General features: G+C 62.1%; 21 protein-coding genes. 13 read left to right on the forward strand and 8 right to left on the reverse strand.

Annotation, left to right across the window (positions count from 1 at the left end):
• Positions 1-42: 42 nt before the first annotated feature.
• Positions 43-1,035, forward strand: coding sequence for a KpsF/GutQ family sugar-phosphate isomerase (locus tag OHL18_RS16345; protein ID WP_263375947.1), 993 nt, complete (start codon positions 43-45; stop codon positions 1,033-1,035).
• A gap of 93 nt (positions 1,036-1,128) precedes the next feature.
• On the opposite strand, the gene OHL18_RS16350 is transcribed toward OHL18_RS16345, so the two are convergent.
• The 3 genes from OHL18_RS16350 to OHL18_RS16360 all read right to left on the reverse strand — a co-directional run bounded on the left by OHL18_RS16350 (position 1,129) and on the right by OHL18_RS16360 (position 3,315).
• Positions 1,129-1,764, reverse strand: coding sequence for a DUF3106 domain-containing protein (locus OHL18_RS16350; protein WP_263375948.1), 636 nt, complete (start codon positions 1,762-1,764; stop codon positions 1,129-1,131).
• 108 nt (positions 1,765-1,872) lie between these two features.
• Positions 1,873-2,376 carry an anti-sigma factor gene (locus OHL18_RS16355; protein WP_263375949.1) on the reverse strand — a complete coding sequence of 168 codons (504 nt, stop codon included), beginning with the start codon at positions 2,374-2,376 and terminating at the stop codon, positions 1,873-1,875.
• Between the two features lie 84 nt (positions 2,377-2,460).
• A complete protein-coding gene (locus tag OHL18_RS16360) occupies positions 2,461-3,315 on the reverse strand; it encodes an RNA polymerase sigma factor (RefSeq protein ID WP_263375950.1) in 855 nt (284 codons plus the stop codon).
• Positions 3,316-3,549: 234 nt separating this feature from the next.
• On the opposite strand from OHL18_RS16360, the gene OHL18_RS16365 reads away from it, so the two are divergent.
• The 4 genes from OHL18_RS16365 to OHL18_RS16380 are packed head-to-tail and all read left to right on the forward strand — an operon-like array spanning position 3,550 to position 8,117.
• The gene (locus tag OHL18_RS16365; RefSeq protein WP_263375951.1) at positions 3,550-4,836 is read left to right on the forward strand and encodes a Fe-S-containing protein; all 1,287 of its coding nucleotides are present in this window, start codon (positions 3,550-3,552) and stop codon (positions 4,834-4,836) included.
• A complete protein-coding gene (locus OHL18_RS16370; protein WP_263375952.1) occupies positions 4,836-6,272 on the forward strand; it encodes an ABC transporter permease in 1,437 nt (478 codons plus the stop codon). The genes OHL18_RS16365 and OHL18_RS16370 overlap by 1 nt, the downstream gene beginning before the upstream one ends.
• A complete protein-coding gene (locus OHL18_RS16375) occupies positions 6,269-7,375 on the forward strand; it encodes an ABC transporter permease (RefSeq protein ID WP_263375953.1) in 1,107 nt (368 codons plus the stop codon). Before OHL18_RS16370 ends, OHL18_RS16375 begins: the two co-directional genes overlap by 4 nt.
• A gap of 25 nt (positions 7,376-7,400) precedes the next feature.
• A complete protein-coding gene (locus OHL18_RS16380) occupies positions 7,401-8,117 on the forward strand; it encodes an ABC transporter ATP-binding protein (protein WP_263375954.1) in 717 nt (238 codons plus the stop codon).
• 248 nt (positions 8,118-8,365) lie between these two features.
• On the opposite strand, the gene OHL18_RS16385 is transcribed toward OHL18_RS16380, so the two are convergent.
• Both OHL18_RS16385 and OHL18_RS16390 read right to left on the reverse strand, forming a co-directional pair.
• The gene (locus OHL18_RS16385) at positions 8,366-9,217 is read right to left on the reverse strand and encodes an NAD(+)/NADH kinase (protein WP_263376565.1); all 852 of its coding nucleotides are present in this window, start codon (positions 9,215-9,217) and stop codon (positions 8,366-8,368) included.
• Between the two features lie 20 nt (positions 9,218-9,237).
• Positions 9,238-9,984, reverse strand: coding sequence for a TlyA family RNA methyltransferase (locus OHL18_RS16390; protein WP_263375955.1), 747 nt, complete (start codon positions 9,982-9,984; stop codon positions 9,238-9,240).
• On the opposite strand from OHL18_RS16390, the gene OHL18_RS16395 reads away from it, so the two are divergent.
• The 3 genes from OHL18_RS16395 (at position 9,985) to OHL18_RS16405 (ending at position 11,751) form a co-directional block, all read left to right on the forward strand.
• Positions 9,985-10,113: a hypothetical protein gene (locus OHL18_RS16395; RefSeq protein WP_263375956.1), complete on the forward strand. Its 129-nt coding sequence runs from the start codon at positions 9,985-9,987 to the stop codon at positions 10,111-10,113.
• A 250-nt stretch (positions 10,114-10,363) separates the two neighbouring features.
• Positions 10,364-10,888, forward strand: a complete 525-nt coding sequence (locus tag OHL18_RS16400) for an RNA polymerase sigma factor (protein WP_263376566.1) — start codon at positions 10,364-10,366, stop codon at positions 10,886-10,888.
• Positions 10,885-11,751 carry an anti-sigma factor gene (locus OHL18_RS16405; RefSeq protein ID WP_263375957.1) on the forward strand — a complete coding sequence of 289 codons (867 nt, stop codon included), beginning with the start codon at positions 10,885-10,887 and terminating at the stop codon, positions 11,749-11,751. The genes OHL18_RS16400 and OHL18_RS16405 overlap by 4 nt, the downstream gene beginning before the upstream one ends.
• Before the next feature lie 92 nt (positions 11,752-11,843).
• Here the strand turns inward: OHL18_RS16405 and OHL18_RS16410 are convergent, their stop codons facing one another.
• Positions 11,844-13,223, reverse strand: a complete 1,380-nt coding sequence (locus tag OHL18_RS16410; RefSeq protein WP_263375958.1) for a YncE family protein — start codon at positions 13,221-13,223, stop codon at positions 11,844-11,846.
• Between the two features lie 88 nt (positions 13,224-13,311).
• On the opposite strand from OHL18_RS16410, the gene OHL18_RS16415 reads away from it, so the two are divergent.
• Complete coding sequence (locus tag OHL18_RS16415; RefSeq protein WP_263375959.1) at positions 13,312-14,238, forward strand: DUF92 domain-containing protein; 927 nt, start codon at positions 13,312-13,314, stop codon at positions 14,236-14,238.
• Between the two features lie 18 nt (positions 14,239-14,256).
• Here OHL18_RS16415 and OHL18_RS16420 read toward each other — a convergent pair whose 3' ends face one another.
• Together OHL18_RS16420 and OHL18_RS16425 are read right to left on the reverse strand one after the other, a co-directional pair.
• Positions 14,257-14,925 carry a YdcF family protein gene (locus OHL18_RS16420; protein WP_263375960.1) on the reverse strand — a complete coding sequence of 223 codons (669 nt, stop codon included), beginning with the start codon at positions 14,923-14,925 and terminating at the stop codon, positions 14,257-14,259.
• Between the two features lie 48 nt (positions 14,926-14,973).
• Positions 14,974-15,618: an L-threonylcarbamoyladenylate synthase gene (locus OHL18_RS16425; protein ID WP_263375961.1), complete on the reverse strand. Its 645-nt coding sequence runs from the start codon at positions 15,616-15,618 to the stop codon at positions 14,974-14,976.
• 185 nt (positions 15,619-15,803) lie between these two features.
• Here OHL18_RS16425 and OHL18_RS16430 point away from each other — a divergent pair, with 185 nt between their 5' ends.
• The 4 genes from OHL18_RS16430 to OHL18_RS16445 all read left to right on the forward strand — a co-directional run bounded on the left by OHL18_RS16430 (position 15,804) and on the right by OHL18_RS16445 (position 19,432).
• On the forward strand, positions 15,804-16,403 hold the full coding sequence (locus OHL18_RS16430; protein WP_263375962.1) for an HAD family hydrolase: 600 nt from the start codon (positions 15,804-15,806) through the stop codon (positions 16,401-16,403).
• 262 nt (positions 16,404-16,665) lie between these two features.
• Positions 16,666-17,160 (forward strand): GNAT family N-acetyltransferase, encoded by a 495-nt coding sequence (locus OHL18_RS16435; RefSeq protein ID WP_263375963.1) that lies wholly within the window; start codon positions 16,666-16,668, stop codon positions 17,158-17,160.
• Positions 17,161-17,291: 131 nt separating this feature from the next.
• Positions 17,292-18,101, forward strand: coding sequence for a TrmH family RNA methyltransferase (locus OHL18_RS16440; protein ID WP_263375964.1), 810 nt, complete (start codon positions 17,292-17,294; stop codon positions 18,099-18,101).
• Positions 18,098-19,432 (forward strand): replication-associated recombination protein A, encoded by a 1,335-nt coding sequence (locus tag OHL18_RS16445; RefSeq protein ID WP_263375965.1) that lies wholly within the window; start codon positions 18,098-18,100, stop codon positions 19,430-19,432. The genes OHL18_RS16440 and OHL18_RS16445 overlap by 4 nt, the downstream gene beginning before the upstream one ends.
• Positions 19,433-19,581 lie beyond the last annotated feature (149 nt).

Below are 19,581 nucleotides of genomic sequence, written 5' to 3' on the forward strand. Positions count from 1 at the left end.
GAACCATCCTCTCGACTCGCACCTCTGCTAGCATCTACCTCGATGTCTTCCAGCCCGTCCGATCTCGTCCGCTTAGAAGCCCGCGCCCTTCTTCAGCTAGCCGACCGCCTTGACGGCTCGATGTCCATCCCCTTCGCTCGCGCCGTCGACCTCCTGGCCGCCTGCTGCGACTCGAAACACCGCGTCATCCTCCTCGGCGTCGGTAAGAGCGGCCTGATCGCCCGCAAGATCGCAGCGACCCTGACCTCCACGGGTACCCGCGCGCACTTTCTTCATCCCGCCGAAGCCCTCCACGGTGACCTGGGTATCATCACGCCGGGGGACCTCGCGATCGCTCTCTCAGCCAGCGGCGAAACCGAAGAACTTACGCGGCTTATCCCCGTCCTGAAGCGCCTCGAAGTCCCGTTGATCAGCTTCACCGGAGCGCTCGCCTCGACCCTTGCGACAGCCAGCAGCATCGTCCTCGACACCAGCATCACCGAAGAGGCCTGCACGCTCAACCTCGCGCCAACAGCCTCCACTACGGTCATGCTCGCTCTCGGCGACGCCCTCGCCATCGAGGTCAGCCGTCGCCGCAACTTCCAGCCGGAGGACTTCGCCAACCTCCATCCCGGAGGCCATCTCGGACGTCGCCTCGCACCTGTTCGCGACCTCATGCACTCGGGCGAAGCTCTGCCTCACGTAGGCGCGTCCACGCCAATGACCCAGGTCATCTACGAGATGTCACGCAAGAAGCTGGGCATGACGACCGTTCTCTCGGAGCCCGAATCCGGCCCGGGCAAACTCCTCGGCATCGTCAGCGACGGCGATCTTCGTCGTCTGCTCGAGCGCGAAGGTCCCCATGCCCTCGAACACACCGCCGCCGAGATCATGAACCCCAACCCCATCACCGTCGCGCAGACGACCCTCGCACCCGCCGCCCTCGCCTTGATGGAGCAGAAGAAGATTACTTCGCTCATCGTCACTGACGCAGGGACGCAGGAAGTTCTCGGAGTCGTCCATCTGCACGACATCTGGGCGTTGGAAATCCCGTAGGGCTCGCTCCACCACCTGGAGACACGTCCTCTCGACCGAAGCGAAGTGGACAGACCCCGCATTTCGCCTTTGTTCTTGGTTGTTTGTGAGCACTTACTGCGGCGGCGGCGCCATAAGACCATTCGCCTTGGGAAGCAGCGGCTCAACCGCCATCAGATTCCCCAGCGTAATCCGTTCCTGGGGTGACAGCTCCCGATGCAGGTACTCCGAGCTCAGATAAGCCTGCCGCTGATTCAGAGGCATCATCCGCAGATCGCGAAAAGCCCGCGCCACCACCCTACGCCGTTCTGCTGGCAGCCGTCCAAGCTCCGCCATCGCCCCACGCACCTGTTGCCGCTGGTCCGGGTCCAGGTGCTCCATCTCCTCCGCCCGCTCCAGCACTTGCCGCCTTTGCTGCGGAGCCATCGCGTTCAACTGCGCCAGCCGATTCAGCATCCTCTGTTGGGTCGCCGGGGCGAGCTGCCGGAACCCTGGCTCGTTCTGCAAAGCCTGCTGCTGTTGCTGCGGGGTAAGATCTCGATGCCGCTCCATCCACTCCGGAAGATGCTCTTTCGTCGGGCTTACAGCTGGCTTCGGCGCAGAGTTCATCGGCTGCGCAGGCGATGCGGAAGGTGGCTGCCTCACAATGGGAGCCTGCCCGCCAGCCGTAGAGGAGAAGCCGGCAGCGGCCAGCAACAACGCCGCCAGGATCGCGGACACACCTGCGCGAGTTGAGATTGAAGCCGCCATCACTCTGTAACCAGAAACTCCTTCACAGAACCCCGCCCTGAATCAAGACAAGGGAATCAGATCAGTACCGCAGTGAATGTTCGAATCGAAGCCCACCTAGAACATCCGTCAGCTTGCCGGCTGGTCGGAGCCATCGGGCCCCGAACCGTCATCGTCCAGTAACTGGTCCATCTGCTGGATCGCCTGCTCGTTCCGGTCCAGGATCTGAAGATCGTTTACCGCGGCTGAAGCCTGCACCTTCTCGTGTTCGCCCTTCAAAACCGTCACCCCGGCATACCCGCCGCCGCCCAGCAACAGCGCCAGCGCAAGTCCACCCGTAAGCGCCGGGCGAAACTGCCTGCCCGTGCTCAGCAGCACATACTCCCTAATCCGCTCGAAGAATCCTGCCGGGGCCTTGGCCTGCTCTTCACGCATCCGCACCGCCATCTTCTGGTCGAAGTACGCCGACGGCTCAGGAGCCTTCCATGTATCCAGCAAAGCCATCGTCGCCTGCAGACTCTTCGCCTCTTCGGCGCACTCCGCGCACTCCGTCATGTGCTTCGTCAGCTCTGCCGACGCCGCTCCACCAAACAAACTCTCTTCCAACTCGTCTTGATATTTTTTGCAGCTCATATCGCTCACTCCCAAAACCCGACGATTTCGCACCGCCCAAATCCGCCTCAACCTCGCGTTCCCAAACCCTCGCGTTCCCAAGCTTTAGACAAAATCTTTCAACTTCTCACGCAGCGTCTGGTAGGCCCGGAACAGCAACGACTTCGTCGCCGACTCGCTCAACTTCAGCACCTCGCCAATCTGCTTGTAGTCCATGCCCTCATACTTGTGCATCAGCACCGCCATCTGCTGCCGCTCCGGCAGCGCCATCACATGCTGCTTGATCGCCGCCATCCGCTCCCGGCGGAGAATCTTCTCTTCAACTCCCGGCGTCGAGTCCGCCACATCTACCGACGTTCCCGTCTCCTCGTCGGTCTCATCCAGATAGACGGTCGAAGCAGCCCGCTCGTGGCGTGTGTCCCGGGCATGATTCACACCCAGGTTCGTCGCAATCCGGTAGAGCCAGGTGCTGAACTTCGCCTCCGCCCGGTAGCTCTCCCGCGAGCGATAGACCCGCAGGAAGACCTCCTGCGCCAGCTCCTCGGCGACCGACTCGTTATGCACCATCCGGTACATGAAGTGGATGATCGGCCTGCGATACCGTGCCAGGAGGTAGTCAAAAGCGCCCATCTCGCCCGCGCGAAGCCGCAACATCACCTCGGAGTCTTCCATGCCTTCGTAGCCACGATCGCTGCGAAGGAACTCAAGAACAGGCAGTGACTGTTCACCAACCAGATCCGAACTGACAGCCAGGGTAGCCATGTCGTCATCGCCCTCACCCTGTGTAACCCCAAAATCCTCATCCTGTTGCGTCAGGGCATCGGAATCTTGTTCTTCTGTCGCCGCTTCGTCCAGAATCTCATCCGCGTCGCTCGACTCCTCGCCTCTTCCGAACCTATCTGGCTGGGCTTCACGCGGTTGCCGCGTCGCCGAATCGGGTTTGGGAGAGGACAAGGCCATGACTCCGTTCCATTCTAACCATTTGCGAGCACCGACTCACTCACCCGAACCGGCCACCCCCGGGGCGCCGCGCCCCTGCGCCCAGCCAATTGATCCGACTGCAAAAATCCCTCCTTTCAATTGCTTCACCCACCACCGCCAAATTGACGACCAAAGTAGTCGCATATAACATCGAGACATTGACTTCCTGATCTGCCAACGCGCCCGTACCCGCGTCCGAACCGAGGCTTAGAAATGTTTCAAGCGTTCATCATCACTCTCCGCGAAGGCGTTGAAGCCGCCCTGATCGTCGGCATCATCTTCGCGTACCTCGGCAAAATCGGCCGCACGGAGCTGAAAAAGACGGTCTTCTGGGCGCTCGGGGCCGCTGTCGCCGCCTCAGTCGGAGTGGCCGTAGTCATCGCCCGCACCGCTTTCAACTCCGACATCTTCGAAGGCTGGGTCATGCTGGTGGCCGCATTCTTCGTCGTCAGCATGATCTGGTTCATGAAGAAGACCGCCAAGGGCATGAAGGGCGAGATCGAGACGAAGATCGCCAGCCTCACCGGTGCGAGCGCCGAAGGCGAAAATGTATCGAAGCTCGGACTCTTCTTCTTCGTCTTTCTGCTGGTGCTCCGCGAAGGCGTCGAGACCGTCCTGATCCTCTCCGCCGTCTCGCTCAACTCCACGGAGATCCTCAGCTTTACCGGCACGATCCTCGGAATCGCCGTGGCCGTCGTCTTCGGCGTTCTCTTCATCCGCGGCAGCGTTAAGATCAATCTGCAGCGCTTCTTCAAGGTCACCACGGTGATCCTGTACTTCGTCACCTTCCAGTTGCTGGTCAGCGGATTACATGAACTTTCGGAGAACGGCGTCCTCCCCTCCAGCGCGGCGGAGATGCGGCTGATCGGGCCGATCGTCCGCAACGACCTCTTTTTCTTTGTCACGATGCTCGCCCTCGCTGGCCTGATGGTCCTGATGGAGTACAAACGCCGCGTCCCCACGGTTCTAGCCGCCGACGCGTCTGCCTCCGATAAGCGCAAGGCCGCGTGGACCGCGCGCCGCGAGAAACTCTGGATGAACCTGGTCGTCGGCACCAGCTTCCTCTTCATCTTCCTCTCGACCGCAGAGTTCATCTACGCCAAGAGCACCACCGCCCTCAGCCCCACCTCGTCCGTAACGCTGGTAGGGAGCCAGGTCACCGTCCCCGTCGCCGACATCAATGACGACAAGCTCCACCGCTACGGCGTCATGGTGGACGACGGCACCGGCGGCAGCCGGGAGATCCGCTTCCTGCTCTTCAAGAAGCCCGACGGCAACCTCGTCTCGGTCGCCGACGCCTGCCAGATCTGCGGCCCGGTCGGCTTCTACATCGGCAGCCAGGGCATCACCTGCAAGATGTGCGCCTCGCCGCTGAACGCCGCCTCGATGGGCCAGCCCGGCGGCTGTAACCCCGTCCCGCTGAAGTCCACCATCACCGGAGGCCTGGTCACCATCCAGGCAGCGGATCTCAAAACCCTCGTCGACGTGTTCAAGAAGTAATGTTCCTTCGCCTTCTCTACGAGAGCTTCCGCCGCCAACGCCGCCGCAAGCTGCTGGCCGGAGTCGCCATTCTGCTCGGAACTACGGCGGTGACCGCGATGCTCGCGTTGGCGACGACCATCGGCGACCGGATTCACCAGGAATTGGCCGTCTACGGCGCGAACATCGTAGTCACCCCACAGGCTGACCTCCTCGACGTAAAAGTCGGCGGAGTGAACCTCAAGCCCGCGACTGGCGGGGCCTATCTCCACGGGAAGGACTTAGAGAAACTGCACGGAATCTTCTGGGCCAACAACATCACGGGCGTTAGCCCGGAGCTTCCATTAGTTCTTCACGCGACTCTGCCTTTACTGGACAGCCGTCATTCTGAGCGCAGCGAAGAATCACCGCATTCCGCCCAGAGCGGCGACACCACCTCCCAGGAGCCGCCAGCGATAGCAATCGACATCCCCGCCCTCGGCCTCTGGTTCAACCATCGCTTCGCCAGCCCCAACGATATGGCCCAGGGTAAGGGCTTCGTCACAGGTGCTCCCGCGCTCCATCCCTGGTGGAAGCTCTCCGGCTCTTGGCCCTCGGCTCCTAATGAAATTGTCCTCGGCGCTTCCCTCGCGAAATCTATCAACCTCGACGCCGGGGACACACTTTCTCTGCCAGAGCCCGCATGGCAGATGGAAGCCGCCCATCGTCCAATTCCATTGGAGGTTAAGCTGAAAATTACCGGAATCGTCTCTACCGGAGATGCAACGGAAACAAAGGCGCTTCTGCCTCTCGAAACGGCGCAGACCTTCGCCGGCACCCCCGACGCCATCTCCCGCGTAGAGATCTCCGCCCGCACCAAGCCCGAAGACGCCTTTGCCCGCTCAGACCCGGACAAGCTCACCGGCAAGAAGCACGACCTCTGGTACTGCAGCCCCTACGCGAACTCCATCGCCTACCAGATCCGCGAGGCCATCCCCGGCGCGAACGCCCAGCAGGTTCGCCAGGTCGAGCAGAGCGAGGGCACTGTGCTCTCCCGCATCAGCGGCCTGATGTGGCTCATCAGCGCGGCGGCGTTATTGGCGGCAGGCTTTGCCGTCTCCGCCGCCATGGCTACCGCCATCCTAGAACGCCGTGCCGAGATCGGCCTGATGCGCTCGCTCGGAGCGAGCCGCTCCTCTATCGCGCTCCTCTTCTACTCCGAGACCGGCCTCCTCGCCGTCTTCGCTGGAGCCTGCGGCTATCTCATCGGTTCGTCGCTCGCCGCTTGGCTCGGCGCGAAGATCTTCGCCACCGGCACCACCACCTTCTCCTCGATCCACCTCGCAACGGTCCTGAACCCGGTTCTGCTACCCATCGTCGTCGGCCTCGCCATAATCGTTGCCATCGCCGGAAGCACCCCGGCGATCCGGCAAGCGCTGCGCATGGACCCCTCCGCCATCCTGCGAGCCGACGCATGACGCTTAACATGAGCACCATCCTTCGCCGCTCGCTGATTCACCGCCGTTCCCGCAGTCTCTCCGCGCTCGTCGCCCTCACCGTCTCGGCGGGAGTCGCAACTGCGCTGCTCACCCTCTACGCCGACCTCGACGCCAAGCTCCACCACGAGTTCCGCAGCTTTGGCGCAAACATCGTCGTCACCGCACCCTCATCTGCAACGCTTCCGCAGAACGCTCTCGCCGAAGTCCAGCAAGCCGCCGGTCCCGACGCGCTCATCGCTCCCTTCGCCTACGCTGTCGCCACGACTGACCGTGGCACGCCCGTTGTAGTCGCCGGAACTGACTTCGCCGCCGTCAAGAAGCTCGACGCCTCGTGGGCGATTGAAAACGGCGCATGGCCCGATCCATCCGACCCACAAGCCGCCCTGATAGGCCAGCGCGCCGCAAACTTCATCGCCGACGAGCACGCCGTCAAGCTCACCTTCGCGGGCAAGCCCCTCGTGTTGCATGGAACCGGCCGACTCAAAACGGGCGGCGACGAAGACAGCCGCATCTACATGCCGCTCCCCGCCTTCACCGCATGGACAGGCACCACCACCAGCGTCATCGAAGTCCAGGTATCCGGCAACGTCGCGAAGGTCGAAGCCGCAATATCCCAGCTCAAGTCAGCCCTCCCCGGAGTGCAGATCCAACCCGTCCGCCAGCTCGTAGAAGGCGAGTCCCGCATCGTCGACCGCACCCACACCCTCATGTACGCGGCCGTGCTGCTCATCGCGCTCACGGTCGGGGTCTCGGTGCTGGCGACGCTCTCAGCCAGCGTCCTCGAACGCCGCCGCGACTTCGCCCTGATGAAGGCGCTCGGCGGCTCGCAATCGCAACTCATCAGCCTGTTCCTGCTCGAAGCCGCGCTGATAGCCTTCGCCGGAGTCATCGCCGGATACATCATCGGCTCAGGCCTCGCCTGGGCCATCAGCGAGACAAACTTCGGCACCGCCTCGCTCCCACGCATCGGAGTCCTGCCACTTGTCTTACTCTTAAACATGGCGATCGCGGTGATGGCAGCTCTCTTCCCCGCCCGCGTCCTGCGCGGCCTCGAACCCGCCGCGCTCCTGAAGGGTGAATAAGAACGTGCGAGTGCTTGAAGAGACGTTGTCGACCCCCGGAACCGAATCCGTCATCTCCCTCAACGCGGTCACGCGCGAGTACGCCAGCCACGGCAACGTCGTCCGCGCCCTCGACTCGGCCACCTTCGCCATCAACGCCGGCGAGTGGGTCGCCATCACCGGCCCCTCAGGCTCCGGCAAGTCTACCCTCGTCAACATGCTCGGCTGCCTCGACCGTCCCACCAGCGGCACGCTCAAGATCGACGGCACAGACGTTGCCTCCATGTCCGCAACGGAACTAGACCGTTTCCGCGCCGACAAGATCGGCTTCATCTTCCAGCAGTTCCACCTGATCCCCTACTTGTCGGCCATTGAAAACGTCATGCTCGCGCAGTACTTCCACTCCATGACCGACGAGTCCGAAGCCCGCACCGCGCTCGAAAAGGTCGGCCTCGGCGCACGCACATCCCACTTACCTAGCGAACTCTCCGGCGGCGAGCAGCAGCGAGTCTGCATCGCCCGCGCGCTGATCAACAATCCCCCGATCTTGCTGGCTGACGAACCCACCGGCAACCTCGACGCCGCCAACCAGAAGATCGTCGCCAACCTACTCGCCGAGCTCCATCGCTACGGCCACACCATTGTCATGGTCACCCACGACCCTGAGATGGCCGCCCTGGCGCAACGCAAGATCGCACTCAGCCACGGCAAGGTCTTCTGCCACCCGACGTCGTCTTCAAGAATGATTCGCCTGCAGCGCTGACACACCCTTCGGCATCGCCGCAAGAACCGTCATCCTGAGCAGAGTGCAGCGGAGTCGAAGGACCCCGACGAAGCTCGTACACGTACGACGGTCCGGACCTTTCTGCCTCGAATTCTCGCCTGCGAACCAATAGGCCGAAAGCTTCGATCGGTATGGATGACGTCAGCACCCTCGGGGTCCTTCGACTCCGCGTCTCGCAAACTACGCGAGCCGCTTCGCTCAGGATGACGGGGTATGGGTATTGGAGATCAACCCCACTTCAACTTCGACCGCAGCACATTAAACAATCCATTCGGCCGCAGCCTCAACAGCCTCACGCTGTACTCCGACTTACAACAACTGATGCTGTCCCCGCGATGAATCTCCACCGCCTCCTGGCCATCCACCGTCAGGAAGGTCTGGCTGGGCACTCCCTCAAGGTGCACACTGATCGTCGACTCCCCCGGCACCACGATCGGACGAATCGTCAACAAATGCGGGCATATCGGCGTCACCATCATGGCATCGACGCTGGGCATGACGATCGGCCCATCCGCAGCGAGATTGTAAGCAGTAGAACCCGTCGGCGTAGAAACAATCACACCATCCGCACGGAACGAAGCGACAAACTGGTTATCCAGCGCCACGATAAAGTTCGCCATGCGCGCAATCGCGCCCTTCGCCACAACGGCGTCATTCAACGCATCCCACTTCTGGAAGAGCTGCCCATCGCGGTGGAGCTCAATCCGCATCATGCTGCGCAACTCGATGCCCGCGCAGTTCTCGCACCACGCTTCGAGGGTCGTATAGAGCTCGGCCAGCGGGATCTCGGTCAGAAATCCCAACGACCCAAGATTCACGCTCAGTATGGGAACCGTCGTCTTGGCAAACGCGCGCGCGGCAGAGAGTAGCGTCCCATCGCCACCCAGAACGATCACAAGGTCCGGATTCTGCTCCGGCATCTCTTCGCGGTCGATCGGGTCCGACGCGTCAATGTAGTGCGCGCTGTCCGGGTCAACGATGGAGTTATATCCACGGCGGGAGAGCCACGCGATCAGATCAGGAAGAATCGTCCTGAGCTCAGGCTTCTGCGGTTTTGAGATGATAGCGGCCAGGTGCATCTGCTTTAGTGTAACGGCTTTCACCTTCTTTGCACGTCATCCGCCTTGCCCTCGAACAACACGTGCAGCAGATATTCATGATTGCCTTCCATCCCGCGGATCGGCGAATCGATCACCTCAAGCGCACAGCCGCCCAGCGACTCCGCGCACTCCCACACGCGCTCAATCGCGTACTTTCGCGCGTCGGGATCGCGAACGATTCCCCCCTTGCCGACGTTCTCCCGGCCCGCTTCAAACTGCGGCTTTACCAGCACCACTGCCTCGCCCTGCCAGCGCTCGCCCGGCAGCGCAAGGGCCCCGACTACCGCAGGCAGCACCAGGGTCGCCGAGATGAAAGAGACGTCCATGGCAAGAAAGACCGGCGTATCGGCGGGGTCTTCACGGACCAACTCGCCTTCATTCAGCAGCCTTGCGTTCGTCCGCTCGCGAAGAGTCACTCGCTCGTCATGCCGGAACTTCTCCGCGATCTGCCCATAGCCTGTATCCACAGCGAGAACGCTGCGGGCTCCAGCCTGCAGCATGCAGTCCGTAAACCCTCCGGTGGAAGCTCCCACGTCGATGCAGGCGAGGCCCGCCACGTCGATCTTCCAATAGTCGAGAGCCTTCTCGAGCTTTAGGCCGCCCCGGCTCACGTACTTGAGATCGTCGCCGAGCATACGGATGGTAACGTCGCCTGCAACCGCCGTTCCGGGCTTGTCGATGCGCTGTTCATTCACCAGCACGCGCCCGGCGAGTATCATCGCCTGCGCCCGCTCCCGCGACACCACGTGGCCGCCCTCCACCAGCAGCTTATCGAGCCGAACCTTCCCAATCGCCTCTTTGATAGCACCTTCTCCTCTGAAACCCGCAAGAACGTCATCTCGACCGAAGCGACGTGGCTATATCACGTCGCGTAGTGGAGAGACTCGCATGTCGCGCCGCATGCGCTCTTTGACAAGGCTACACCTCCGCACTTTCTATAACGTCTTCCAACGATTGCAGTTATCATGGTCTGGTTGCGGACACACACGTGACCTTTGCGCCATCCTTCGATCACCGAAGTTGCATGGGTTGCAGGTATTTGCAGATTTCAAGGCAATCCGATCTTTTTGTGGGTGCGTTCTTATGTACAGAGACACGGGTTTGTTGAACATTCCTCCACCGTCGATGCAGGAGGATGCACATCTCCTCTCACTCGTTCAGCGGGGCGATGAACGAGCCATGGCTTCGTTGTACGACCGATATTCGAAGGTCGTCTACTCAGTCGCACTTCGGGTGCTTCGCGACCCGGCTGCGGCCGAAGACGTCCTACAGGAAATTTTTATGCAGGTTTGGCGAAATCCCGATAGCTTCATCGCGACAAGAGGCAGCCTTGGTGGCTGGCTCGCCGTCGTCTCTCGGAATCGCTCGATCGATGCTCTGCGCAGAAGGCGGCCCACGGAAGACGTCGAAGACGTCGCCCTCGCCGCTCCCTGCGATCTCGGCAATGAAGCCGAGCGAAATATCATGATGGAGAAAGCCCGGCTCGTGATCCACAAGTTGCCCGCCGAACAGCGCAAAACACTTGAGATGGCCTTCTTTGACGGCCTCACCCACTCCGAGATCGCGGAGATGACAGGCGATCCTCTTGGCACCGTGAAAACACGCATCCGCAGCGCGCTCCTGACGCTGAGAAAGGCCTTCCAGTCATGAGTGCAAACAACCAGAACGGTAATAATCATGTCGAACACGACGATCTCGCGCTCTACGCCATGCACTTCCTGACTGAGCAGGAGGCCGAAGCCGTCGAGGCTCACATCGATACCTGCGCCGGTTGCACCGACGCGATCGCTCTCCTGCGTGGAGATCTCGCGGCCCTCGCCGTCACTGCGGAGATGGTCACCCCGCCAGCCGCGGCCCGCCAGAGGTTCATGACCCAGGTCGCCCGCGAGAAGAAGATCATCCCCTTCGACCGGCCTGTCCATCAGGATCTCGGCAGCCCTCTTGCCGACCACATCGCCATCGGCGATGAGGTCGTCGCGCAGCATACCTCCGCCGCCCGGGTTCTGCCCTGGGTCAGTTGGGTAGGCTGGGCAGTCGCTGCCGGAGTCACGGTGCTGGCTACAGACCTCTACCGGGACCGCGACCTGCTCCGCTCCGCCGTCGCACAGCAAGCAACGCAGATATCGACTCTGTCTACGGACGCGCAAAGGGAGCGGTCCATCATGGGCGCTCTCACAGACCCTGATGCGATGCGCGTGACCCTCGTCAAGACCCCCTCGAAGACGACCCCGATTGGAAGGGCCTCCTACGTAGCCGGCAAGGGCGCGCTGCTCTTCACTGCAAGCAATCTCGATCCACTCGATCCGTCCAAGACCTACGAGCTTTGGATCATCCCAGCCGACGGAACCAGCCCCATTCCCGCTGGCACCTTCAGCCCCGACATGCACGGAGACGCAGCTCTGGTCATGCCGGACATCCCCAAGGGGATCATCGCCAAGGCCTTCGGCATCACCGTGGAAGACCAGGGCGGCTCGCTTAAGCCCACTTCGCCTATCGTCCTTCAGGGCGAATAACCAGCCAGCCTTACCCCAGACAAGAGAAGGCCATCCGCAAGGATGGCCTTCTTCTGCTTCTAACGCAGAACGTACAACTCACAACGTAAAACTTACTGCGCCGTCATTCTCACCTGGATCCCATATCCCTGAAGCGAGATCGCCGTATCCACCTGGTTCGTATCCGTGCGAATGACCGTCATCAGCTTGGATGTCGTTGATGTCACGTAGACCTTACCTGTCGGGGTTCCGGTCGTCACCGCCAGGAAGGTCGGGTTTGGGGTAGCGGGAACCGGGATCGTCGCCGTGACCGTGTTCGTCTTCAGGTTGATCACCGAGACCGTGCTGTCGCCCTGGTTGATCACGTAAGCCTGGGTGCCGTCCTGCAGCACACCTACCATCAGCGGATTCTTGCCCACCGGGATATTTGCCACCAGAGCGCCGAATCCCGTCGCATCGATCGGATTGTTGACGTTGCAGTTAGGATTTCCCGTCGGCGAAAGCGCGGAGCATAGCGGAATGCTGAAGATGCTCACGCTGCCGTTATCCGTTCCCGTCCCCTCGTTCGCAACCACCAGCTCGGAGAGAGTCGGAGCGAAATCGGCCCAGATCGGAGCGACCGCGTTCGGGTCCTGAATCGTGCCATTAGTCACGCCCGTGTCCAACTGGTTGTTCTGTGCGTCGATCACCGACACGGTGTTCGATCCCTGGTTCATCACAAAGGCACGCCGCGCGTCCGCTGTCATCACGCCATACACCGGATTCACGCCCACAGGCAGCGCCGTCGAGGGAGTATTGGTCGAGGTCTCGATCGGAGTCGCCGTGCCCGGAGAGCCTGCCGTTGCGCTCGGGCTAAGCGCATAGATTCGGGGCGCCGAAGCAACGCCCGCAATGTAGATCGGCGCGGCGCCCACCGGCGCAAGCTCCTGTCGTAGCGTGAGAGGGCTGCCTGCAAGCTCTGCAACAGAGGCGCGCCCCGGCTGCGTGATGTACGTATAGGTTCCTTGCGGAAAGATGCTCGTCGGAAGCGGCGCACCAGTAGGATTCTGCAGCAACGTCGTCTGCTGAACGGCACTCGACAAGAGGCTCGTCGAGATACCGAAGGAGTTCACCGTCCCATCCTGGTTCAGCGTGATGCCCGTCGATCCGCTCGCACCCAGGATCAGGTAGTACGGCTTCACCCCGATATTCGCGGTGATCAGCACGGTGTCGCCGGAAAAGTCGACAAACGTGACCAGGCCAGGCAGCGTGCCGTTCGGGTCACCAAGGTTCGGATCGGAGATAGCCACCGCGTACTTCGTCGGCTGACCGGCCGGCCCTACCGGGTTGATCGCCGTGATTACCGGGCGGTAGTTATTCCCGCATCCAACAACCGAAAACAACCCCATAACGAGTGCCGCCGTCGCTGTGCGACGGCCGTAACGTGTGACTGCTGGCCGCAAACTCTGCGACACCTTGTTCCCTGCCGACGTCTGATTCCCTGCTAATTGCAAAAGTGCTCCCACGGTACCGCTGGTGTTGGCTATGCTCAAGTCACGATTGTAAATCACCGAACAGGACTGCCGCGGAATGAAGAGTGAAATGAGCGAGCGCCCCGGCGCAGGGCGTGCTATCCAAACCAGGCGGTTGAAGCCCGTCCCCGCCTCGCGCGACCGCAAGCAGAGTGACCTGCTCACCGGCGCCGTAGGCTTCCTGCTGATCATCAAGCTAGCCGTCGAATCCTGGCGGCTCCACGGCATCGGCCCGTTCCACAAATCCTTCTACGCCGCCTGCGTCTTCAGCCTCCTCTTTGCCTTCTTCGTCTGGGTCGTCCGCTCCGCCACGGCACCCGCAGCAGCCATGGGCGGTGTCATCTGTATGGACCTGTTGTTGCGCCAGAGAGATGGCTTTGACGCCCAGAACTCCGCCATCGTCTCTTTGATCTTGCTCTTCATCCTCACCTTCGCCGCAACCCGGTTCGGTCGCTCGCGCAAAGAGTCACTGGGCGTCGCGGAACGCCGAACCGGCAGGTGCGCCTCGCAGGTCATCGCCAACCTCGGTGCGGCTGGTTTGCTCGCTGCTACGGGATCTCAGGGAACCGCTATCTCCACTCTCGGCCTCGCTGCCTGCGTCGCCGCTCTCGCCGAGGCCACCGCAGACACCGTCTCCTCAGAGATCGGTCAGGCGCTGGCCGGCACTCGCTTTGGAGCGACGATTCTCATCACCTCCGGCCGCGCAGTTCCGCCCGGCACCGATGGAGGCATCAGCCTTGCGGGGACTTTCGCAGGCATTCTTGCGGCTGCCCTGGTCGTCATGGTCAGCCCGTTCGCCTATACCTTCGGGCCCGCACTCTGCATCTTCTCGGGAGCCCTCGCGGGACTGATCTTCGACAGCGTCCTCGGAGCGACCGTCGAACGCAAAGGCTGGCTCAATAACGACCTGGTCAACTTCGCATCCACGCTGCTGGCTGCCGCCGTGGCCTGGGCCGCTCATGCTCTCCTGCTGCCGATCACTTCGACGCAGCTTTAGTTCTGGAACCTGTCGCGGCTAGAGTTCGTCCTTGTTCTCCAGCCACCGGTGCACCCAGCTAGCATGAAGATTCAACCGCAGCGAAGTATAGCTCAACATCTCGTGCACATACCGACGAAGCATCTCAAAGTCGCTTACATGCCCCACAGCCGGTCGCGGAGACGTATACACATCCAGCCCCGCCGCCTTGCATAGCTCCCGGATGCGAAACAGGTGCGTCCCATCTGACACCACCACGATCTTCTCCAGCCCGTCCGCCTGCGCAATCGCAGCCAGCCGCTGCACCTGCTGCTCCGTGTCGACCGACCGCGTCTCCGCGATGATCTTGTCGTACGGAACGCCGTTCGCCAGCAGATAATCCCTGCCGACTCCACCCTCGGTCGTGCCGGAGTCCTTATCCCCGCCGCCACCGAGCGTGATGACTAACGGAGCGATCTGCTTCTTGTATAACTCCACCGCATGGTCCAAACGCGCATGGAGCACCGGCGAAGGATGCCCTGAATACTCCGCCGCGCCAAACACCGCGATCGCGTCCGCAGGCTGCGCATGGTCTTCGCGAGCCACCGTGTCGATCTGCAGATACACCCAGCCAAACCAGCCCAGCGCCCCCAGCAGAACCAGCCCCACCACCCTCCGCAGAAAATTCCCGGAGGCGCGGCTTCGAGTTGGAACAGTGGGAGAAGTCATTCAGGTAAGCCTTGAGTATAAGTTCAGCGCTCTTGAGCGGCTACGCCTCTAACGTTGCAGCGTCAGCGCAATCTCGTGGGTCGCAATCGCTCCCTCGCGCACAATCATCCACGAGTTCCCGCCGCCCGAAAGGTCCACAATCGTCGTCGGAATCGCTCGCGCCGTCGGGCCGCCATCCACGATCAACGGAATCTGGTCTCCCAACTGGTCGCGCACGCAATTCGCATACGTACACTCCGGATATCCGCTCAGGTTTGCGGAGGTCGCCGTAATCGGCAGCCCCAGCTTCGCCACCACCGCCCGCGAGATCGCAGCCTCTGGAACCCGCAGCGCGACATTGCCCGTGTTCGCAGTCACCCGCAGCGGCAGCTTGCCGCCCGCCTTCACGATGATCGTCAGCGGCCCCGGCCAGAACTTCTCCGCCAGCCGGTCGAACGCCGTGTCGATCTCGCGTGCCAGCTCATACGCCTGCGCCACCTCGGAGATCAGTAGCGAAAGCGGCTTGTGCCGCGCCCGCGTCTTGATCTCGTAGATCCGGTCCACCGCCCGCAGGTTCACCGGATCGACCGCAAGCCCATAGAACGTGTCCGTCGGCAGCGCGACTACCTGGCCCATATTCAGGCTGTCCACAACCGTCTTGACGAGCGCCGGTTCCGGTTCGTCGGGATGAATCCGCAAAATCTCAGCCGTCAATCGCTACTCCTTCGCTAATCCTCGTTGCCTGTTTTGAAACGTCATCTCGACCGGAGCATTGCGGCCTCATCGCAATGCGTAGTGGAGAGCGCCCCGCATTTAAATCTCACTCGGCACAGAACCCTAGCATAACGCCCGCACCCGTCATCAGCCACACCCTCGCCCGAATCTGAGACCATACCAACATGAAGCTAGCCATCCCCAACCACCCCTTCAAGGCCTATCTCTTCGACTGCGACGGCACTATCGCCGACTCAATGCCCCTCCATTTCGTCGCCTGGTCAAAGGCCCTACGCGAGTGGGAGTGCGCCTTCGCCGAAGAGCAGTTCTACGCCTGGGGCGGCCGCCCTGTCGACGAGATCATCCGCGCCCTCAACGAAGCCCAGGGCCTGCACATGCCCGTCGACGAAGTCATGCAGCGCAAGGAAGCTCTCTTCATCGACATGCTCCCGCAGCTCCAAGGTGTCCCCGAAGTCCTCGAACACATCGAGCACAGTTATGGCAAAATCCCCTTCGCCGTCGTCTCCGGCGGCCCGCGTCACTCCGTCGAAGCCTCGCTCAACACCCTCGGCATCCGCGACCGCTTCGAACTCCTCGTCTGCGCCGGCGAGTACGCCAAAGGCAAGCCCCACCCGGAACCATTCCTCAAAGCCGCCAGCCTCCTCAACATCGCCCCTGAAGACTGCCTCGTCTTCGAAGATGCCGATCCCGGCATCGCTGCCGCCGAAGCCGCCGGAATGCAGTGGGTCAAGATCGATTCCCCCATGGTCCGCGCAGCCAGATAGCCACAATCTGGGGGACCCATATCTGGCAGCTTCATCGCCAGATGTGGGAATACGGACACCACAGACCGGGGTGCGGCCCATGTCACATGAAATCCCTCCACGCCGGGTGCCCCACCCATCGCGCTCTTGCCTCTCGCGATGGGTGGGATATTCGTGCGAAGCACCAACCGCTTTCACTCCGCCCCCCCCAATCCTTGTCATCTGTTGTCTTTACTAACCCCTACAACCTACCCCCTACACCCTTCTCCCCTACAATCCCTCCATGCACATCCGGAACGCCACCGCCTCCGACATCCCCGCGATTGTCCGCCTCGAACACCGCCGCGAGTTCCACACCTTCATCGGCACCTGGCCCGAAACCAAACACGCAAAGACCTTCGCCGACGAGGACTCCTGCTACCTCGTGGTCGAAGACGACGCGCACGAAGTCGTCGGCTACGCCATCCTCCTCGGCGTCGCCTCGCCCGACAGGTCGATCGAACTTAAGCGCGTCGTCATCTCCGCCCCCGGCCAGGGCCACGGCAAGCAACTCCTCCACTTCATAGCCAACCGAGTCTTCAACGAGTACAAAGCGCACCGCCTCTTCCTCGACGTCTACGAGACCAACCCACGCGCGAAGTACGTCTACGCCACCTTTGGATTTAGCGAGGACGGCATCCTCCGCGAAGCCGCCTTCCGCGACGGCCACTTCTACTCCATGACCCTCATGTCCATCCTCGACCGCGAGTACCAAGCCCGCCACTCCACCAATGCTTGACGGAACCCTCATGGTTTGTCATTCCCGAAGGGAATCTGCGTTATCACCACCACAAAATCCGGGTGCCCCATATCTGGCGGCTTCATCGCCAGATGTGGGATTACAGCCACCACACCATCTAAACTCTCCTTATGGCCTTCTCCGACAGCGCGAGCGCAGTCATCACCAGCCGCTCCAACGCCCGCATCAAACAACTCCGCGCCGCATTCGCCGGACAAGCCCGCCTCTCAGGCGGCCTCGTCGCCATCGAGGGCGACAACCTGCTCAACGAAGCCCTGCGCAGCGGCATGGTGCTCAAGACCATCTTCATCAGTGAGCGCCGCGAACTCCCCAGGTCCGTTCCGAAGAGCGTCGAAGCCCTCTGGCTGGCCAACGACATCTTCGCCAGCGTCGTTGAGACGCAGTCGCCGCAAGGCATCGCCGCCCTCCTCGTCCCGCCCGTCCACAAGCTCGACGCTGTCATCAGCGGCACGCCGCTCATCGTCGTGGCTGCCGGCCTGCAAGACCCCGGCAACCTGGGCACCCTCATCCGCTCCGCCGAGGCCTTCGGCGCAACCGGCGTCCTCTTCACTCCCGGCACCGTCAGCGCATGGAACCAGAAGGCCCTCCGCGCCTCTGCCGGCAGCGTCTTCCGCACACCCGTCGTAGTAGCCACGCTCGAAGACCTGGTCAACCTAAAATCTCGAGGCATCCAGATAGCCGCTGCCGTCGCTGAAGACGCCTACAAAGTCATCCCCGCCCACGAAGCCGACCTTACGCAACCAACAGCCATCCTCATTGGCAACGAAGGCTCCGGCCTCGCCGATGAACTCCTCGAACTTGCCGACCTCTTCGTCACCATCCCCTGCCCCGGCCGAGTGGAGAGCCTCAACGCCGCCATCGCAGGTTCGCTGCTCCTCTATGAAGCGGCCCAGCAGAGAGCATCCAAACAACCAGCATGAGCCTCTTCGACACATCGCCGATCGCCACCGCCGCAAACCCGCGCACCACCCCGCTGGCCGAACGCATGCGACCACGCACCCTCGAAGAGTACGTCGGCCAGGACCACCTCCTTGGCCCAGGCAAGCCGCTGCGTCTCGCGATCGAGCACGACGATCCCACCTCCATGATCTTCTGGGGCCCTCCCGGCACCGGCAAGACAACTCTCGCCAAGATCATCGCCCACCGCACCCAGGCCAGCTTCATCGAGTTCTCCGCCGTCCTCTCCGGCATCAAGGAGATCAAGCAGGTTATGGTCGACGCCGAACGAGCCTCGCACATGGGTTCCCGCACCATCCTCTTCGTCGACGAGATCCATCGATTCAACAAGGCCCAGCAGGACGCCTTTCTCCCTTATGTCGAGCGCGGCACCATCCGCCTCATCGGTGCCACCACCGAGAATCCCTCCTTCGAGATCAACGCCGCGCTCCTCTCCCGCTGCCGCGTCTACACGCTTCAAGGCTTGAGCGAGCCGCAGGTCATCGGCCTGCTGCAACGCGCGCTCACCGACACCGAACGCGGCCTCGGAGCCTCTGGCATCACCGCAGACGACGAGGCGCTCGCCACCATCGCCGCCTACACAAGCGGCGACGCCCGCAACGCTCTTAACGCCCTCGACGTCGCCGCCAAGCTAGCCGAAGGCCGCGGCGAAAACCTCCTCACCAAGACTCTCGTCTCCGAGGCCATGCAGCGTCGCGTTCTCCTCTACGACAAGAAAGGCGAGCAGCACTACGACATCATCTCTGCCCTGCATAAGAGCGTCCGCAACTCCGACCCCGACGCTGCCCTCTACTGGCTGGGCCGCATGTTGGAGGCCGGCGAAGACCCCATGTACTGCGCCCGCCGCGTCGTCCGCATGGCCGTCGAAGACATCGGTCTGGCCGCGCCCGAAGCTTTAAACCTCTGCCTCTCCGCCCGCGACGCGATGCACTTTCTCGGAGCTCCCGAGGGCAACCTCGCCCTCGCCCAGGCCGTCGTCTATCTCGCCCTCGCTCCCAAGTCGAACGCCGTCTACACCGCCTACGCCGCCGTCCAGGCAGACATCGCCGCCACCGCGGCCGAGCCCGTCCCGCTCCATCTCCGCAACGCTCCGACCAAGCTGATGAAGTCCCTCGACTACGGCAAGGACTACCAGTACGCCCACGACGTAGAAGGCCGTGTCGCCGACATGCAATGCCTCCCATCCTCACTCGCCAACCGTCGCTACTACCACCCCACCAACGAAGGCCGCGAGCGCGCCCTCGCCCAGCGCATGGAAGAGATCGCCCGTATTAAGTCGTCCAAGCGCGAATAAGCACGGCTCTTATCCTTCTCATCCCTTCGCCCTTACCCTTGTCATCCTTCGCCGCAGGCGGAGGATCTGCTTCTCGCCTTCGCCTGCCCTTGCCGTTGCCTGCTTTTGCCGTCATTCTGAGCGAAGCGAAGAACCCCGAGCGAGCCCAC

This window comes from Granulicella aggregans, from assembly GCF_025685565.1.
In the GTDB taxonomy this organism is placed as follows: domain Bacteria; phylum Acidobacteriota; class Terriglobia; order Terriglobales; family Acidobacteriaceae; genus Edaphobacter; species Edaphobacter aggregans_B.